The sequence below is a fragment of the Nostoc sp. genome, assembly GCF_036917815.1.
Classification (GTDB): domain Bacteria; phylum Cyanobacteriota; class Cyanobacteriia; order Cyanobacteriales; family Nostocaceae; genus Nostoc.
In genome coordinates, this window is sequence record NZ_JBALEK010000060.1 from 1 (window position 1) to 17,324 (window position 17,324).

Sequence of the window (17,324 nt, forward strand, 5' to 3'; positions counted from 1 at the left end):
TGGGAATGGAGTGTCTGGAGTTGCTGATGGCTGGCGATTTGTGGGTAATAAAGGTTCCGTTGTCGGTGGATTGGTATTTTCTGGGACTGGAGTGGTCTCAGGAGTTGGGGAAGGCGTTGGTTGTTGAATAGCTGGCGGTGGAATGTCTGGAGTCGTAGATGGCTGTTGAGTAGGGCTGGGATTGATTTGAGTGGTTTGTGCAGTTCTTAGCTTTGTGGAGGTTGGTGCCATTACCTGTGGGGTCGCGTAGGCGTAGCCCAACCCAGGCATCGCTGCTGGATTGGCAGGGTAAATTGCGACAATGCGAGATTGTGGATTTTCCGCCTCTTTAACCTCTGCGGGTTGAGATAGAGATTCTAGACTTTTACTAGAGTTACTTTGACCAGTGTCCTTTTCTGGCTGCTGATTTGTTTCTAATGTCAAAACTTCTGTTGTCTGTTTTGAACTGTTGGCGGTTTCGGCTTTTGCACTCAATGAGCCGCCCAAAGGGACTGCAATTGCTACTACTGCCAGCAATACGGGAGATAAACGCATTTTACTTAGATTCCTCTTCACGACCACACACACACCATCACAAATTAGTCATTTGTCATTAGTCATTTGTCATTAGTTATTGGCTATCAATTACAAAAGATTCGTGACAAAGGACAATTCACACGAGTTTAATTGATTTTTACCCACTTAACTATTACTTCCTACTGCTTTTAGCACTCTTTGTAAAACCTCCTGGTAGGCATCTTCTACATTTCCTAAGTCTCGGCGAAAGCGGTCTTTGTCCATTACCCGGTGGTTTGAGTCTTCTTCGGCGGTATCCCACAAACGGCAGGTGTCGGGGCTAATTTCATCTGCCAAGAGCAACTGCTGTTGTGAGTCCAAACCAAACTCTAGTTTGAAGTCTACTAGGGTAATGCCGCACTTCTGCCAAAATTTATGGAGAAATTCATTGATTTGCAATGCTAGATGTGTAATTGCGTCTACTTGTTCCGCAGTAGCTAGTTCTAGTAGGTATAGGCGATCGCGTGTCAACAAAGGATCTCCTAACTGATCGTTTTTGTAATAAAACTCAACCAAAGGCTGTTTCAGAATTGTACCCACTGGTAATCCTGTTTGCTGACACAAACTGCCAGCAGCAATATTTCTGATCACTACTTCTAAGGGTAAAATCTTTACTGCCCTCACCCGCATCTGATTCGGAGCAGGGCTATCGAGAAAGTGAGTTTTTATACCATAAGCCTCCAACTGTTTAAAAAGTTGGCTGGAAATGCTACAATTTATTTTTCCTTTTCCTTGGATGCTGCCACGCTTTTGGGCGTTAAACGCCGTGGCGTCGTCCTTAAAATCAGCCAACAAGACTTCGGGATCGTCCGTTGTATAGAGAATTTTCGCTTTGCCTTCGTATAACTTGGAATTAACAGACATGGTGGCAGGTAAATTTCTAGGCGATGGACAAAATTTGTCCTTTGAGGCTTCACCATTTTATCTTTAGTTATTAACTATTAGCCATTGGTGATTATTTTCAGAGGATATGGGGATGCCATCTCTTGATTTGCAGTTCTGCCACAATCAAGAGCGTTTCCAGCCGGAGGCTGGAAACAAAGTTTTAAAGGAGTTTTAGCTAAACCTCATCTAACTTGAGAACCGTAGTTTTTGCCCTCACCCTAAATCCCTCTCCCATGTCTGGGAGAGGGACTTTGAAATTCTGCCTCCCCTTCTCCCATATCTGGGAGAAGGGGTTGGGGGATGAGGGCAAATCCTTTTCATCAGGGAAAAACTACAGGTTTCAAGATAGATGTGGTTTAAAGTTAACACCAATGAGAACTGTCTCTTATTAAATTCGCCAGGTGTTATGTGGCAATCTGTGGTACTGATACCTTCGCAGGCATTTTTTTACTAAAAGACAGACCGTTTTCGTTTTTGTCAATGATTATCGTGTCTCCAGAGATAAAAGTATTTTCCAATAATTTGGTGGCGAGGGGGTTTTCTATTTCTCGCTGAATTGCCCGTTTGAGTGGGCGGGCACCGTAAACTGGGTCATAGCCTGATTCGACAAGGTGATCGCAGGCGGATTGCGATATCTCAAAGAAGATTTTTTGCTCGCGCAGGAGATTTTCTACCCGCTTGAGTTGAATACGGATGATCTGCCGCATTTCCGTGCGACTGAGGGTATGGAAGAGGATAATATCATCGACGCGGTTGAGAAATTCGGGGCGGAAATGCGATCGCAACCCATCCATTACCCGCTTCCGCATCGTTTCATACTTGGAATCATCACCAGATACATCTAATATATGTTCGCTACCGATGTTACTGGTCATGACAATAACGCTGTTACGAAAATCTACCGTTCTTCCCTGAGAGTCTGTAATTCTCCCATCATCTAAGACTTGCAATAAAATATTGAACACATCGGGGTGCGCCTTTTCCACTTCATCCAACAGCACCACCGAATAGGGACGGCGGCGAACCGCCTCGGAAAGTTGACCGCCTTCTTCATATCCTACATATCCTGGAGGCGCTCCCACAAGGCGAGAAACTGAGTGTTTTTCCATATACTCAGACATATCTAAGCGCACCAAAGCATCATCAGAATCAAAGAGAAACTGAGCTAAAGCACGGGCGAGTTCGGTTTTGCCCACACCTGTAGGTCCCATAAACATAAATGAACCAATGGGACGTGAGGGATCTTTCATCCCCGCACGGGCGCGACGAATTGCGGCGGCTACTGCTTCTACAGCCTCTTCTTGCCCAATGACTCGTTCATGTAAATGACTTTCTAGTTGCAGTAGTTTTTGCCGTTCCGATTCCAACAAGCGATTGACAGGGATTCCTGTCCATTTAGCGACGATTTCGGCAATGTCGGCTTCGGTAACTTGTTCTCGCAATAAGGTGGAACCTTGGTTTTGAATTTCTAAAAGGCTCGCTTCTTTGGCTTCGCGATCGCGTTGTACTCCTTCTAATTTGCCATACTTCAGTTGAGCAGCTTTATTCAGGTCATAAGCACGTTCCGCCTGTTCGATTTGCACTCGCAGTGCATCTTCTTCTTTCTTTAAGGCGCTTATAGCTTCGAGTATCTGCTTTTCACCTTGCCATTGTTCATTAAATATTTGCTGTTTTCCCGTTAAATTGACGATTTCTTGCTCAATTCGCTCCAAACGCTCTCTCGTTTGGGGAGTACTCTTTTCTTCACCAGCTAATGACAGCTTTTCCATTTCTAACTGCATGAGGCGGCGATCGATGGTTTCTAATTCGGCTGGTTTGGAGGTAATCTCCATTTTTAACTGGGCTGCGGCTTCATCTACTAAGTCAATGGCTTTATCTGGTAAGAAGCGATCGCTAATATAACGCGCTGACAGGGTTGCTGCTGCTACCAAAGCCGAATCAGAAATTTTGACGTTGTGATGAACTTCATAACGTTCTTTCAATCCCCGCAGAATGGAAATAGTATTTTCCACAGTTGGCTGATCGACAAATACTTGCTGAAAGCGGCGTTCTAGGGCAGCATCTTTCTCAATATGTTTGCGGAACTCGTCTAAGGTAGTAGCGCCAATACAACGCAGTTCTCCCCGCGCCAGCATTGGTTTGAGCAGATTTCCCGCATCCATCGCCCCTTGTTGGTTGGAACCTGCGCCGACTACGGTGTGCAGTTCGTCAATAAATAGAACAATGTCACCGTTAGATTCAGTAACTTCCTTGAGAACTGCTTTTAGGCGTTCTTCAAATTCACCTCGTAATTTTGCCCCAGCAATCAAACTACCCATATCTAAAGAAATGAGTTTGCGGTTTTTCAGAGATTCGGGAACATCACCATTTACCATACGCTGCGCCAAAGCTTCGGCGATCGCAGTTTTACCTACCCCAGGTTCACCAATCAATACGGGGTTATTTTTGCTACGACGAGACAAGACTTGAATTACCCGCCGAATTTCGTCATCCCGCCCAATTACTGGGTCGAGTTTTCCAGCTTTTGCCTGTTCTGTTAAATCTCTACCAAATTTTTGTAAGGCTTCATAGCGGGATTCTGGGGTTTGATCCGTCACCTTTTGGCTACCGCGAACGGCTTTGATCGTCGCTTCTAGTTTAGCGGCATCGGCACTAAAGCCTTTGAGGATCTTTCGTCCAATGCGATCGTCTTCAGCAAAGGCCAAAAGTATGTGTTCCACCGAAATGTAGGAGTCTTTCATCCTGACTTTAACTTCATCGGCTCGGTCTAGTAAAACATCTAAATTGCGGCTAAGGTAAAGCTGATCGCTTTTACCAACTTTCGGCTGACGTTGGGTAAAGGCTTCTAATTGCTCCTGCAAGCGGATTGGATCGACCTCAGATCGAGCCAGGATACGTATTGCTAAACTTGTGGGTTCTTCTAATAGGGCAATAATTAAATGTTCAACATCTAGTTGCTGTTGTTGATAAGCACGGACTATATCCTGAGATTTAACAATTGCGTCCCAGGCTTTATCAGTAAATTTATTTGGATCTGTAGGTTGCATCTTTAGAATTTTGATTTTTAGTTTAGGGAGTGCGGATTGGGTATTAGGGATTGGGGAGTGGTTGTAACCCTACTCCTTAGATAATTATCCAAACATTATCGGTGTATATCCGCGTGTATCTCCGGTGGCAATTTGGGATTGGTAATTGGTGATAGTTATAATCGATTACCTATTTCCTAATTTAAGACGAAAATACTGTTATGAGCAGACTTTGCCAGATCGTGCGGCTGGAGCGATGTCTACGACGGGTACGCCTCACTTTTATAGCGGTTCCCATTCAGATTGCGGTACAACGTTATATCGGAAGGTGTAGGGGCAATTCATGAATTGCCCCTACGGGTCTACCGGTTCAACTTTTCAAGATATCTCTGGGTTCGTAGTGAGTGCTTGAGCGCTCAAGCCAAGGACTAAAGTCCTGACTACGAACTTATTTAGCCATTAAAGTTGGTGTGGGAAAAGACTGGCAGATAATTTATTTTTTTTGCAAATCACGTATAATGATTACTGACTTACAAGTTGCTCTTGTGATTCCTGTTTGACTGCTGATTCTGGAGTTTTTAGTTGAATTAGTTCAATTTTATACCCATCTGGATCTTCCACAAAAGCAATTACTGTGGAACCATGTTTCATCGGTCCTGGTTCGCGCACGACTTTACCGCCCTGATTGCGGATTTCTTCACACGTAGCGTAAATATCATCAACGCCAAGGGCAATGTGACCGTAAGCATTACCCAATTCGTACTTTTCCACACCCCAGTTATAGGTTAGTTCAATCACTGCCTCGTCGCTTTCATCACCGTAGCCAACGAAAGCTAGGGTAAATTCTCCCCCTGGATAATCTTTTCGGCGGAGTAATTTCATTCCGAGAATTTCACAGTAGAATTTTAAAGACTCTTCAAGGTTGCCCACTCGCAGCATTGTGTGTAGTAATCGCATAGTGACCTTCTCTCTCTACTCAGTTCAGTATTGTTATCTGCCAATATTCTACAAACCTTAGTAGATGCGATCGCATTTGGACAAAATCTAAATCCGGTTGCTATTGATCTTTGAGAAGCTTTTTAACCTAATCTGTGGAAATATTCTTTAATCTCAGCCAACAAAGTCTCTTAACAGCATAAGCTAACGATTGGGTTAGGCAACTGGACTGGATGCGTAACACACTCGAATAAAGGATAAAGTACAGATGAGTAAATTTCTAGATACTACCATTGAAGCGATCGCCGCCCGTGAAATTCTTGATTCACGCGGTAGACCAACAATTGAAGCCGAAGTACATTTAGCCAATGGTGTTGTCGGACTGGCACAGGTTCCCAGTGGTGCCTCCACTGGCACTTTTGAGGCTCATGAACTGCGTGATGGCGATAAAAGCCGTTATGGGGGCAAAGGCGTACTCAAGGCAGTACAAAACGTCCGAGAAGCGCTTGCACCACAATTGTTAGGCTTAGATGCCCTCAACCAAGAACTGTTAGATCGCACAATGATCGCTATAGATGGTTCTGCCAACAAATCCAATTTGGGGGCTAATGCGATTTTGGGGGTTTCCTTAGCAGCTGCTAAAGCTGGTGCTGAATCTCTAGCAATTCCTCTGTATCGCTATTTGGGTGGACCTTTAGCGAATTTACTCCCAGTACCGTTGATGAACGTGATTAACGGTGGCGCACACGCCTCAAATAACGTAGATTTTCAAGAGTTTATGATTGTCCCAATTGGCGCAACTTCCTTTCGGGAAGCGTTGCGCTGGGGTGCAGAGGTGTTTGCTACCCTCAGTCAAGTATTAGATGAGAAGGGTTTGCTGACTGGTGTAGGCGATGAAGGCGGTTTTGCCCCTAACCTAGAGTCTAATCAGGTGGCTTTGGAATTGCTGGTTGCTGCCATTAAGAAAGCTGGTTATAAGCCAGGGGAAGAAGTCGCTTTGGCGCTGGATGTGGCGGCTAGCGAGTTTTACAAGAATGGACAGTATGTTTACGATGGTAAACCTCACACTCCGGCTGAGTTTATTGATTATTTAGGACAATTGGTTGATCAATACCCAATTGTGTCAATTGAGGATGGCTTGCACGAAGAAGATTGGCAAAGTTGGCAATTGCTGACCCAGAAATTAGGTTCGCGGGTGCAATTGGTAGGGGATGATTTGTTTGTTACCAACGCCACTCGCTTGCAAAGAGGCATCCAGGAAAAAGCCGCTAATGCAATTTTGATTAAACTCAATCAAATTGGTTCTCTTACCGAAACCTTAGAAACCATTGATTTGGCAACTCGTAACAGTATCCGTTCAGTAATTAGCCATCGTTCTGGTGAAACCGAAGACACAACGATCGCTGATTTAGCTGTAGCAACCCGTGCCGGTCAAATCAAAACAGGTTCTCTGTGTCGCAGCGAACGGGTAGCAAAATATAATCGCCTGCTGCGAATTGAAGATGAACTAGGCAATCGCGCTGTTTATGCTGGTGCTGTGGGGTTAGGGCCGAAGTAGAGAGATGAGGGAGTAGGGAATAGGGAGTAGGGAGTAGAGTATTTCCCCATTCCCACTCCCCACTCCCCATTCATCACGGATAGAAACCAAGTTTAGGCAATCCCAAAGTTTCATCCCAGCCCATCATTAGGTTTAGACACTGAATCGCTTGGCCTGCTTGTCCTTTAATTAGATTGTCAATTGCGGACATGACAATTACGCGACCTGTGCGCGGGTCAACTTCTACACCGATATAACAAAGATTAGTGCCGTTAGCCCACTTGGTTTGGGGGTAAATGCCGCTACCGCAGATTTTCACCCAAGGAGAGTTGCGGTAGAAGGCTGAAAAAATTGTGATTAAGTCATCTCGCACTAGACCAGGATCGCGCATTGTGGCATATACCGTTGCCAAAATACCACGTACCATTGGGATAAGATGCGGTGTAAATTGGATCATGAGTTCGTGACCAGCTAAGTCACTGCAAATTTGCTCAATTTCTGGGGTATGACGGTGACGACCAATGTTGAAAGCTGCTATAGAGTTGTCGGCTTCAGCTAGTAATAAGTTAGTTTGAGGTTGCCGTCCACTGCTAGATGTGCCAGACTTTGCATCAATAATAGCTGTTTCTGGTACGATTAAACCTTGCTTTAAGAGTGGCGAAAGTGCAAGGAGACTCGCAGTAGGATAGGAACCAGGACAGCCAATAAGTTGAGCTTCGGCAATGCGATCGCGATAAAGTTCTGGTAATCCATAAACTGCTGTAGCTGCAATTGTGCGATCGCTTCTCTCTGTACCATACCAATTTGTATAAGTTGTCAAATCACTAAACCGATAGTCTGCACTCAAATCTAGTACTTTACATCCTTTTTCCAACAGTTTTGGCGCAATTTGGCAAGCCAGACCATTTGGTAAAGCCAGGAAAACTACTTCACAGCGATGAGCAATTATTTCTGGTTCTACCGCCTCTATTGGCAGGTTCACTGCATGAGCCAGATGCGGGTAGAGATCCCCCAAGGATTTCCCAATACTGCTCTCACCACCTAAATAAACCAATTCGACTTCTGGATGATCCATCAGTAGTCGTACTAACTGTACTCCGCCATAGCCCGACGCGCCAACAATCCCAACGGGTACGCGTCTAAATTTGCCCATGATCTAAAATCCTTATCCCATGAATGGTTAACTCGTTCTCAGCTATCAACAATATCAGCGACTAGATGCACAGGGTACAAAACGCCCCAAACCGGGAAATGAGGGAGCAGGGGGAGATGAGGGAGTAGGGGGAGCAAACAAACAATTCTTTATTATTCTTACTCATCCCCCTCATCGCAGTCATCTTTTACTGTCGCTGCACTTGATAAAGTGGCAAAAATTTTTGCCACTTTATCAAATCATTGCTAGTCTACTTCTCTGCCTTATAAAGGAGCTACAATCTAAAAGAAGAAATTGTTAAAAAAATTTACGTTGGTAGCTGGAAATCTTTCTGTGTCACAGCCTAATACTACACAAGCTTTTAAATTTGATTCCATTGATGCCGCCTTAGCAGACCTAAAAGCTGGTCGTGTGATTGTAGTGGTAGATGATGAAAATAGAGAAAATGAAGGCGACTTAATTTGTGCTGCCCAATTTGCCACACCCGACACGATTAATTTCATGGCGGTGGAAGCTAGAGGACTGATTTGTTTGGCAATGACAGGCGATCGCCTAGACGAGTTAGACTTACCCTTGATGGTAAGCAACATTACAGATACTAATCAAACTGCTTTCACTGTCAGTATTGATGCCGGTCCAGAATTAGGCGTCAGCACAGGCATCTCGGCAGAAGACCGCGCCCGCACTATCCAGGTTACTCTTAACCCAGCGACAAAACCGACAGATTTACGTCGTCCTGGTCATATTTTTCCCATTCGGGCTAAAGATGGAGGCGTACTCAAACGCGCAGGACATACGGAAGCGGCTGTAGACTTATCTCGACTAGCAGGGCTATACCCGGCGGGGGTAATTTGTGAAATTCAAAACCCTGACGGTTCAATGGCCCGGTTGCAGCAGCTAGTTGAATACGCTAAACGTCACAATTTAAAAATTATTAGTATTGCGGATTTAATCAGTTATCGCCTACAGCACGATCGCCTAGTGTATCGTGAAGTCGTTACCAAGCTGCCTAGTGAATTCGGTCAGTTTGAAATTTATGCCTATCGCCATACTGTGGATAATACAGAACACGTTGCAATTGTCAAGGGCGATCCAGCTAACTTCAAAGATGAGGCTGTGATGGTGCGGATGCACTCAGAATGCTTAACCGGTGATGCTTTGGGTTCTTTGCGATGCGACTGTCGAATGCAGTTACAAGCAGCACTGAAAATGATTGAGGCTGCTGGTCAAGGTGTAGTTGTATACCTGCGCCAAGAAGGACGGGGAATCGGCTTGATTAATAAGCTGAAAGCCTACTCGTTGCAGGATATGGGGCTGGATACAGTAGAGGCAAATGAGCGTTTGGGATTTCCCGCCGACTTGCGAGACTACGGTATGGGGGCACAAATACTCATGGACTTGGGTATTAAAAAGATTCGCCTGATTACCAATAATCCCCGCAAAATTGCTGGAGTCAAGGGTTATGGATTGGAAGTAGTCGATCGCCTGCCATTGTTAATTGAGGCAACTGAGTACAATTCCTATTATCTAGCGACAAAGGCGAAAAAGCTGGGTCATCTGTTGTTACAAACTTATCTAGTAACAGTAGCAATCCACTGGCAAGATGAACCAGAAGTTGTGACGGAACGCTATGAACGTTTAGAAAAACTGCGGCACTTAGCTAGAAGTAATGATTTATTATTGCAGGAAGAAGCGCGTCCCTTAGCGATCGCTATATTTGACGAGCCATCTTTAACAGTACACTTGGGTTTTGATCAGCCAAAAGTTGCTAGCTGTGATTGGTATCAACAAAGTGGTCATCCTTATATACAAGCAATCTTTCAAATTCTGGACAACCTAGCAACTTTGCCATACATCCAGAAACTAGAATTTCTGATTTCTTCTGGTTGCGATCCTTTGAGTAATTTACAAGTCCAACTCGATCGGCAGATGTTCTCGGATGGTACACTGCCTTCATCGATTAGCGATCGCTTGGAGACACAACAAATTTACAGCTTTAGCTGAAACAGTAGAAGCCTCTCACCTACCCGATAGTGAGGTGATGAAACGGCAGTCGCTACAAGTCGGGAAACCCGCCCAAAGCGCTGCCTCATGAATACGAGTGAGTGACGAATTGACCAACGAGCAAAATTGAGCGCAAGCGAAATCACCAATGTTGGTCGATGATAGCGTTCGCGTAGCGTCTCGCAGAGAAGCGTTAGCGGGTACTCCCGCGTCGGATTCAAAATATTTGATATAATTTTAACCAGTAGGTGTAACTCAATTAAATGCTGAAAAGCAGCCTATCAAAAAAGTTTGAAATTATCTGCAAAAGTCCCTAGGGCATAGGGCTTTAAAGCTCAGTTAATGTCCTCCTAGAGGAGTCACTGAGAAGCCCACACTCACCTGAAAGGGAGTGTGTGGAGTATGTCACAATCAAATTGAAGCAGTCTCCCTAGCAGCCTCTCGCAGCCGCTCCACATCGCGCATCGGTGGGGCACCAAAGAGCCGCTTGTACTCTCGGTTGAAGTGCGAGGCATCGTCATACCCCACTCGGTAGGCAGCACTGGTAGCGTCAAGGTTTTCCCCCAGCATCAGACGGCGAGCCTCCTGGAGCCGCAGTTGCTTTTGGAACTGCAAGGGACTCATTGCAGTGACAGACTTGAAGTGATGGTGAAAGCCCGAAACACTCATTCCCATTTCTCGGGCGATGTTTTCAATCTTGATCGGCTCGTTAAAGTCTTTACGAAGTCGCTCGACGGCTCTGGCGATGTGGTAGGTGTAGCCACCGAGAACTGCAATATGACGGAGCCGATTACCTTGCTCTCCCATCAAGAGTCGGTAAATAATTTCCCGCTTAATCAGTGGTGCGAGAACATGAGCTTCACCAGGGGAATCTAGAAGCCTGACGAGCCGCACCACAGCGTCCAACAGATTTGCATTCAACGGACTTACGTCAATCGCTTTCACATCAGCACGGCTGCGCGATGAGGGATACCCAGCCTCGACCATCACTGAGCCAACGAGGGTGGGGTCGAGATCCAGACGAAGGCTAAGGTACGGTTGCGCCTTGGACGCTTCCAGAATTTGGCTGACAATCGGCAGTTCGACCGTAGCCAGCAGATAATGCATCGGGTCGTACTGATAGCGATCGCTACCCAGAAGAACTTCTTTGCTGCCCTGAGCGATCGCACAAAAGGCAGGGATAGAGACACTATGAAGGCATTCCGAAGGCGAGGAGGCGCGGTTGAAGTGCAATCCTTTCAGTGGCTCAATCGTCCCATCATGACGAATCGCCTGGGCAATCCGCTCAGTCAGTTCGTCTCTGTGGGCTTGCGCTCTGTCTGCCTCGCGCTTTGCCTGCGGATCGTTCATGAAAGCGATATCGGACTTTTCACTCGTTTTGGCAGCGTTCATTTCTAAGTTTGCAGGATTGTACAACAATCTTAGACGATTGTTTTATTGCTTGCGCTTGAAGATTCGTAGAATGAAGCTAAAGCAAGGAAAAATGATTTCGGCTTCTTATAAACATTCTGGATTTTTATTCAAGATAAAACTCAGTTTTGATTGGGCAAGAGACTTGCCTACTAGCTACCAAACTGACATTAAGTAAAGGAATTAAGACAATGGACATCAAAAGAAGTGGCTCACAGCCTTCCGCCAAAGGACCGGCTGAGTATTTTACCGGCACTGTCCGCGTTGACCCCCTGTTCGAGGCACACGATCCAGCACGCACGTCTGGTGCCAGTGTCACGTTTGAGCCTGGCGCTAGGACAGCATGGCATACCCACCCGTTGGGACAAACCCTGATCGTGACAGCTGGCTGTGGCCTCGTACAACGCTGGGGCGGCTCGATCGAGGAAATTCGACCGGGGGACGCGATCTGGATCTCGCCGGGTGAGAAGCATTGGCACGGTGCTACAGCAACCACGTCCATGACGCACATCGCCATTCAGGAATGGCTTGATGGTAAGCCTGTGGACTGGCTGGAAAAGGTCAGCGACGAACAATACCAGACGCCAAAAGTAGACAAATAGGAGCATCAATTTATGTACAACACGAAAGCTTATTCCGCAGCTAGTGCAACATCACCTCTGTCCTCCACCAAGATCGCGCGGCGCGATCCAACCGAACACGACGTGCAGATTGAAATCCTCTTCTGCGGCATCTGCCACTCCGATCTCCATTCGGTGCGTAACGAGTGGAGCAGTATCATGTCCACTGTCTACCCGATTGTCCCCGGTCATGAGATCGTCGGTCGCGTCACCAAGGTCGGCTCGGCAGTTACCAAGTACAAGCCCGGCGATCTCGCCGCAGTCGGTTGCCTGGTCGATTCAGATGGTACCTGCCCGAACTGCAAAGCTGGGCTTGAGAATTTCTGCCCGAACCAGATCCTCACTTTCGGCTCCCCCGACAAGCACCTTGGAGGTGTCACCTATGGGGGCTACTCCGATAGCGTCGTCGTCGATGAACGCTTCGTTTTGCGCGTTCCCTCCAACCTCGATCTCGCTGGAGCCGCGCCGCTCCTCTGTGCTGGGATTACAACCTATTCGCCCCTGCGCCACTGGGGTGTCACCAAGGGCAAGAAAGTTGGTGTGGTCGGTCTTGGTGGACTGGGTCACATGGGCGTGAAGTTCGCCCGTGCGTTCGGTGCCCACGTCGTCGTCTTCACCACCTCGCCCAACAAAAAGGAAGACGCACTCCGCCTTGGTGCCGATGAAGTGGTCGTCTCCCGCAACGCCGAGGAGATGCATAAGCACACAGGCAGCTTCGACTTCATCCTTGACACCATTTCCGCCGATCACGACATCAACGCCTATCTTAACCTGCTCACCCGCGACGGCAACATTACCCTGGTTGGCGCACCCGCAAAACCCCTGGATGTCTCGGCATTCAGCCTGATCATGGCCCGCCGCAGTCTCTCCGGCTCTAACATCGGCGGCATCGCCGAAACTCAGGAGATGCTCGACTTTTGCGGCGAGCATAACATCACCGCAGATGTCGAAGTCATCCCCATCCAGAAGGTCAACGAAGCCTACGAGCGACTGCTCAAGTCCGATGTGAAATACCGCTTCTGTATTGATATGGCATCCCTTAAATCTGAATAACCGAGGTAAAACCTCGAAGGGGTAACAATACAAAAGCGCAAACTTGGCAACAGCCATCTGGAAGTTTCGGTTCTTGACCTTAGCTGTACAAAACTGAGCTACGGCTGCCATTCTCGCCGATATCGGGTCAAGCTGCGGTAAAAGGAGAAATTATGCAGAAGATTGTCTTGAACAACGGGTTGGAAATGCCCATTTTGGGATTCGGTGTCTTCCAAATGACTGATCTGGAAGAGTGCGAAAGAAGCGTCTCGGACGCGATTAAAATCGGCTACCGTCTAATTGACACGGCAGCTTCTTACCGCAACGAAGAAGCCGTCGGCAAAGCCATCCAAAAGAGCGGGGTGGCGCGAGACGAGATTTTCATCACCACCAAGCTCTGGATTCAGGATGCCGATTACGAAAGTACCAAGAAGGCTTTTCAACGATCGTTGGACAAGCTGAGATTGGATTACCTAGACTTGTATTTGATCCACCAGCCTTACGGCGACGTTTACGGTGCGTGGCGGGCAATGCAAGAGTTTTATCGAGAGGGTCGCACCAAAGCCATTGGTGTCAGCAACTTCTATCCCGATCGGCTCATAGACCTGATCATTCATAACGAAGTGGTTCCGGTGGTTAACCAGATCGAAACTCATCCCTTCAATCAGCAAATTGAAACCCAAAAATTTTTACAGGAAAACAAGGTGCAGATCGAATCCTGGGGACCCTTTGCGGAAGGTAAGAACAACATTTTCAGCAATGAACTACTACTTTCGATCGCCGGGAAATACCAGAAAACCGTTGCTCAGGTGATTCTGCGCTGGCTGACACAAAGAGGAGTGGTGGCGATTCCGAAATCCGTTCGGACGGAAAGGATGGTTGAGAACTTCAACATTTTCGATTTTGAGCTAAGTCCCGCAGATATGAATGCGATTATCTCGCTGGACACGAAGAAGAGCAGCTTTTTCGACCATCGTGATCCCGCCATCGTCAAAGCGTTGGGCACCAGAAAGATCCATGACTGAGCCGATTTGAAACTAACAAAAGAGAAGTATCATGCAAAAACGTAAACTTGGAAAAAGCAACTTAGAAGTCTCGGCGATCGGGCTGGGCTGTATGGGGCTGAACCATGCCTACAGCCATACCCTCAGCAAGCAAGAAAGCATCTCGCTGCTCCAAGCCGCAGTGGAGCGTGGCGTTACCTTTTTTGATACAGCCGAAATGTATGGACCCTTCACCAATGAAGAATTGGTGGGCGAAGCGCTCAAACCCTACCGCGATCGCATCGTCATTGCCACGAAGTTCGGCATCAAGGTACAGGACGGTAAGCAGGTGCAGGACAGTCAGCCATCAGGAATCAGGGAATCCATAGAAGGTTCGCTGAAGCGCTTAAACACCGACGTGATTGATTTGTACTACCAGCACCGTGTAGATACCCAAGTGCCGATCGAAGACGTAGCCGGAACCATCAAAGACTTGATCGGTGAAGGCAAAATCAAACATTGGGGGCTTTCAGAAGCGGGTGTACAGACCGTGCGCCGAGCGCACGCAGTCCAACCGTTAACTGCCGTTGAGAGTGAGTACTCCCTGTGGTGGCGACGGCCGGAAGAAGCCTTGTTGCCTGCCCTAGAAGAGCTAGGGATCGGTTTTGTGCCCTTTAGTCCTTTGGGTAAAGGCTTCCTGACAGGCAGTATCAGCAAGGACGCAAAATTCGACAAATCCGACTTCCGCAGCATCGTTCCCCGGTTTACGCCGGAGGCTCTCGATGCCAACCAGTCCTTGGTGGATTTGTTGAAAGAGGTGGCAAACCAGAAGAAAGCTACAGCAGCGCAAATCGCCCTGTCCTGGATACTGGCGCAAAAACCGTGGATTGTGCCCATTCCCGGCACGACCAAATTGAGCCGCCTGGAAGAAAACATTGCGGCAGCAGACATCGAACTGACGCAGGACGAATTAAAGAGCATCGACGCGGCATTAGCGCAAATTCCAGTGCAAGGCGATCGCTATCCTGAAGAGTTGGAAAAGCGAACGGGATTATAGACCAATACAGTTCAGTTAAGCATTTTTTTCTTCTCTCTGTTTCCTCTGCGCCTCTGCGGTACCCTGCGGGAAGCCGTTCGCGTAGCGTCTCGTAGAGAAGCGTCTACGTTAAAAAAATTGACTTTGATAAACAGTTTTAGCCTTAACCCAAGCGTATTGGATTATAGACGGAATCGCCAACCATAGAACTTTAACCCAAATAAGGAGGTGCGGATGACAAATACACCGCAGAAGGACTCTGTGAGGATAAGTGAAGCGGCAGATAAAAATCATGAGGAACTCTTTCCAAACCACAAATCGACCCTGAAAATAACCGACCCTGAACTGATCGAAGTCTTTGACAACTTCGCCTTCGACGAAGTAATTGCTGAGAGCAAGCTGGATACAAAGACAAGAGTCGTGCTGATTCTGGCGTCTATCATCGGCAGTCAGGCAGTCAGCGAATACAGGGTGATGGTGGCCGCTGCGCTCAATGTCGGAGTAACGCCGATTGAAATCAAAGAGATCCTGTATCAGTCAGTACCTTACGTGGGTATGGCGAAAGCATTTGATTTCGTTCATGCCACTAATGAAGTGATGTCCAGCAGGGGCATTCAATTACCTTTAGAAGGGCAATCGACCACCAGCCCGGAAACACGCTACGACAAAGGGCTGGCAATACAGAAAGCTGTGTTCGGCGAGACGATCGATCAAATGTATGAGCGATCGCTCAAAGACCAACTGCACATTCAAAGGTTTCTGTCTGCCAATTGCTTTGGCGATTATTACACCCGCAATGGCGTAGACATCAAACTAAGGGAGCTAATCACACTGTCTATCCTCATAGCTCTGGGCGGGGTTGAATCACAGATAAAGGGGCACATTCAAGGCAACCTGAATATCGGAAACGGCAAAGACATACTGCTGGATCTGATTACACAATTGTTACCCTGGGTGGGATATCCCCGAACACTGAATGCGTTGAAATGCCTGAATGAAGTGGCGACGGAGTAATGGCGACGATCACGATTGACTAGCGAAGAATATGTTCTCACATTCCTTTAATTCAAAGATAGGAGTTCAAAAAATGCAGAAGCGCAAACTTGGAAACAGTAATTTGGAAGTCTCGGCGATCGGTCTGGGCTGTATGGGCATGAGCTTTTCTTATGGCCCACCCAAAGACATACAGGAGATGACCGCTCTTCTGGGGGCTGCCGTCGAACGCGGCGTTACATTCTTTGACACCGCCGAGGTCTATGGCCCGTTCTTGAACGAAGAACTGGTGGGCGAAGCCCTCGCTCCCTTCCGTGGGCAAGTGGTCATTGCTACCAAATTTGGATTCGACATTAGTCCTAATTCCGATCCCCGTGGGATGAAGGGTGCGCCCGGACTGAATAGCCGACCGGAGCATATCAAGCAGGCCGTCGAAGGTTCGCTCAAGCGGCTTAAGGTCGAGACAATCGACCTGCTCTATCAGCACCGAGTTGACCCAAACGTGCCAATCGAAGACGTGGCAGGAGCGGTGAAGGAACTGATTCAGGAAGGGAAGGTGAAGCACTTTGGACTCTCGGAAGCAGGAGTGCAAACGATCCGTCGCGCCCACGCGGTTGTGCCTGTGACGGCACTCCAGAGCGAATACTCGCTGTGGACAAGGACTCCTGAAAAGGAAGTGATACCGACCCTTGAGGAACTCGGAATCGGCTTTGTCCCGTACAGCCCTCTGGGTAAGGGTTTTCTCACTGGCAAGATGGACGAAAGCACGACCTTCGATAGCTCCGACTTCCGCAGCACCCTGCCTCGCTTCACAACCGAGGCGCTCAAGGCGAATCAAGCACTGATTAATCTGCTCGGCGGCATTGCAGAACAGAAGCAGGCGACACCTGCTCAGATTGCGATCGCCTGGCTGCTAGCCCAGAAGTCCTGGATTGTTCCGATCCCAGGCACCACGAAGCTGCATCGCTTGGACGAAAACATCGGGGCCGTCTCAGTCGAACTCACGCCCAACGATCTGCGTGACATCGATGACGCCGCCTCAAAGATCGTGGTGCAAGGGGCTAGATACCCCGAAAAGCTGGAGCAAATGACCGGTCGTTGAGCGGCAAAAAATGTGTTCTCTGGTTGCATTCCTTAGCTCACTAAGCAAGGCA

At 47.6% G+C, this 17,324-nt stretch carries 13 protein-coding genes and 1 pseudogene; 8 read left to right on the forward strand and 6 right to left on the reverse strand.

The features are described 5' to 3' along the window. The 4 genes and pseudogenes from V7K97_RS17800 to gloA all read right to left on the reverse strand — a co-directional run. A pseudogene (locus V7K97_RS17800) lies at positions 1 to 534 on the reverse strand (BamA/TamA family outer membrane protein); the annotation flags it as partial. Between the two features lie 147 nt (positions 535 to 681). Continuing rightward, positions 682 to 1,419, reverse strand: a complete 738-nt coding sequence (purC, locus tag V7K97_RS17805; RefSeq protein WP_334802339.1) for a phosphoribosylaminoimidazolesuccinocarboxamide synthase — start codon at positions 1,417 to 1,419, stop codon at positions 682 to 684. A gap of 425 nt (positions 1,420 to 1,844) precedes the next feature. After that, the gene (clpB, locus tag V7K97_RS17810) at positions 1,845 to 4,487 is read right to left on the reverse strand and encodes an ATP-dependent chaperone ClpB (RefSeq protein ID WP_334802340.1); all 2,643 of its coding nucleotides are present in this window, start codon (positions 4,485 to 4,487) and stop codon (positions 1,845 to 1,847) included. Between the two features lie 501 nt (positions 4,488 to 4,988). After that, the gene (gene gloA / locus V7K97_RS17815) at positions 4,989 to 5,423 is read right to left on the reverse strand and encodes a lactoylglutathione lyase (RefSeq protein WP_334802341.1); all 435 of its coding nucleotides are present in this window, start codon (positions 5,421 to 5,423) and stop codon (positions 4,989 to 4,991) included. Positions 5,424 to 5,670: 247 nt separating this feature from the next. Here gloA and eno point away from each other — a divergent pair, with 247 nt between their 5' ends. Beyond that, positions 5,671 to 6,960, forward strand: coding sequence for a phosphopyruvate hydratase (gene eno / locus V7K97_RS17820; RefSeq protein ID WP_334802342.1), 1,290 nt, complete (start codon positions 5,671 to 5,673; stop codon positions 6,958 to 6,960). Between the two features lie 73 nt (positions 6,961 to 7,033). Here eno and argC read toward each other — a convergent pair whose 3' ends face one another. Then, positions 7,034 to 8,092, reverse strand: coding sequence for an N-acetyl-gamma-glutamyl-phosphate reductase (argC, locus tag V7K97_RS17825; RefSeq protein ID WP_334802343.1), 1,059 nt, complete (start codon positions 8,090 to 8,092; stop codon positions 7,034 to 7,036). Between the two features lie 333 nt (positions 8,093 to 8,425). On the opposite strand from argC, the gene ribBA reads away from it, so the two are divergent. Continuing rightward, entirely contained in the window at positions 8,426 to 10,096 is a 1,671-nt protein-coding gene (ribBA, locus tag V7K97_RS17830) for a bifunctional 3,4-dihydroxy-2-butanone-4-phosphate synthase/GTP cyclohydrolase II (protein ID WP_334802344.1), read from the forward strand. Between the two features lie 411 nt (positions 10,097 to 10,507). Here ribBA and V7K97_RS17835 read toward each other — a convergent pair whose 3' ends face one another. Further along, positions 10,508 to 11,488 (reverse strand): AraC family transcriptional regulator, encoded by a 981-nt coding sequence (locus tag V7K97_RS17835; RefSeq protein WP_334802345.1) that lies wholly within the window; start codon positions 11,486 to 11,488, stop codon positions 10,508 to 10,510. Between the two features lie 209 nt (positions 11,489 to 11,697). On the opposite strand from V7K97_RS17835, the gene V7K97_RS17840 reads away from it, so the two are divergent. The 6 genes from V7K97_RS17840 to V7K97_RS17865 all read left to right on the forward strand — a co-directional run bounded on the left by V7K97_RS17840 (position 11,698) and on the right by V7K97_RS17865 (position 17,272). After that, complete coding sequence (locus V7K97_RS17840) at positions 11,698 to 12,108, forward strand: (R)-mandelonitrile lyase (RefSeq protein ID WP_334802346.1); 411 nt, start codon at positions 11,698 to 11,700, stop codon at positions 12,106 to 12,108. Between the two features lie 12 nt (positions 12,109 to 12,120). After that, positions 12,121 to 13,179, forward strand: a complete 1,059-nt coding sequence (locus V7K97_RS17845) for an NAD(P)-dependent alcohol dehydrogenase (protein ID WP_334802347.1) — start codon at positions 12,121 to 12,123, stop codon at positions 13,177 to 13,179. Between the two features lie 152 nt (positions 13,180 to 13,331). Further along, positions 13,332 to 14,183, forward strand: coding sequence for an aldo/keto reductase (locus V7K97_RS17850; protein ID WP_334802349.1), 852 nt, complete (start codon positions 13,332 to 13,334; stop codon positions 14,181 to 14,183). Positions 14,184 to 14,214: 31 nt separating this feature from the next. Continuing rightward, a complete protein-coding gene (locus tag V7K97_RS17855) occupies positions 14,215 to 15,198 on the forward strand; it encodes an aldo/keto reductase (RefSeq protein ID WP_334802350.1) in 984 nt (327 codons plus the stop codon). A 213-nt stretch (positions 15,199 to 15,411) separates the two neighbouring features. Continuing rightward, positions 15,412 to 16,191, forward strand: coding sequence for a carboxymuconolactone decarboxylase family protein (locus tag V7K97_RS17860; RefSeq protein WP_334802351.1), 780 nt, complete (start codon positions 15,412 to 15,414; stop codon positions 16,189 to 16,191). Positions 16,192 to 16,264: 73 nt separating this feature from the next. Beyond that, on the forward strand, positions 16,265 to 17,272 hold the full coding sequence (locus V7K97_RS17865; RefSeq protein ID WP_334802352.1) for an aldo/keto reductase: 1,008 nt from the start codon (positions 16,265 to 16,267) through the stop codon (positions 17,270 to 17,272). Positions 17,273 to 17,324: the final 52 nt, after the last annotated feature.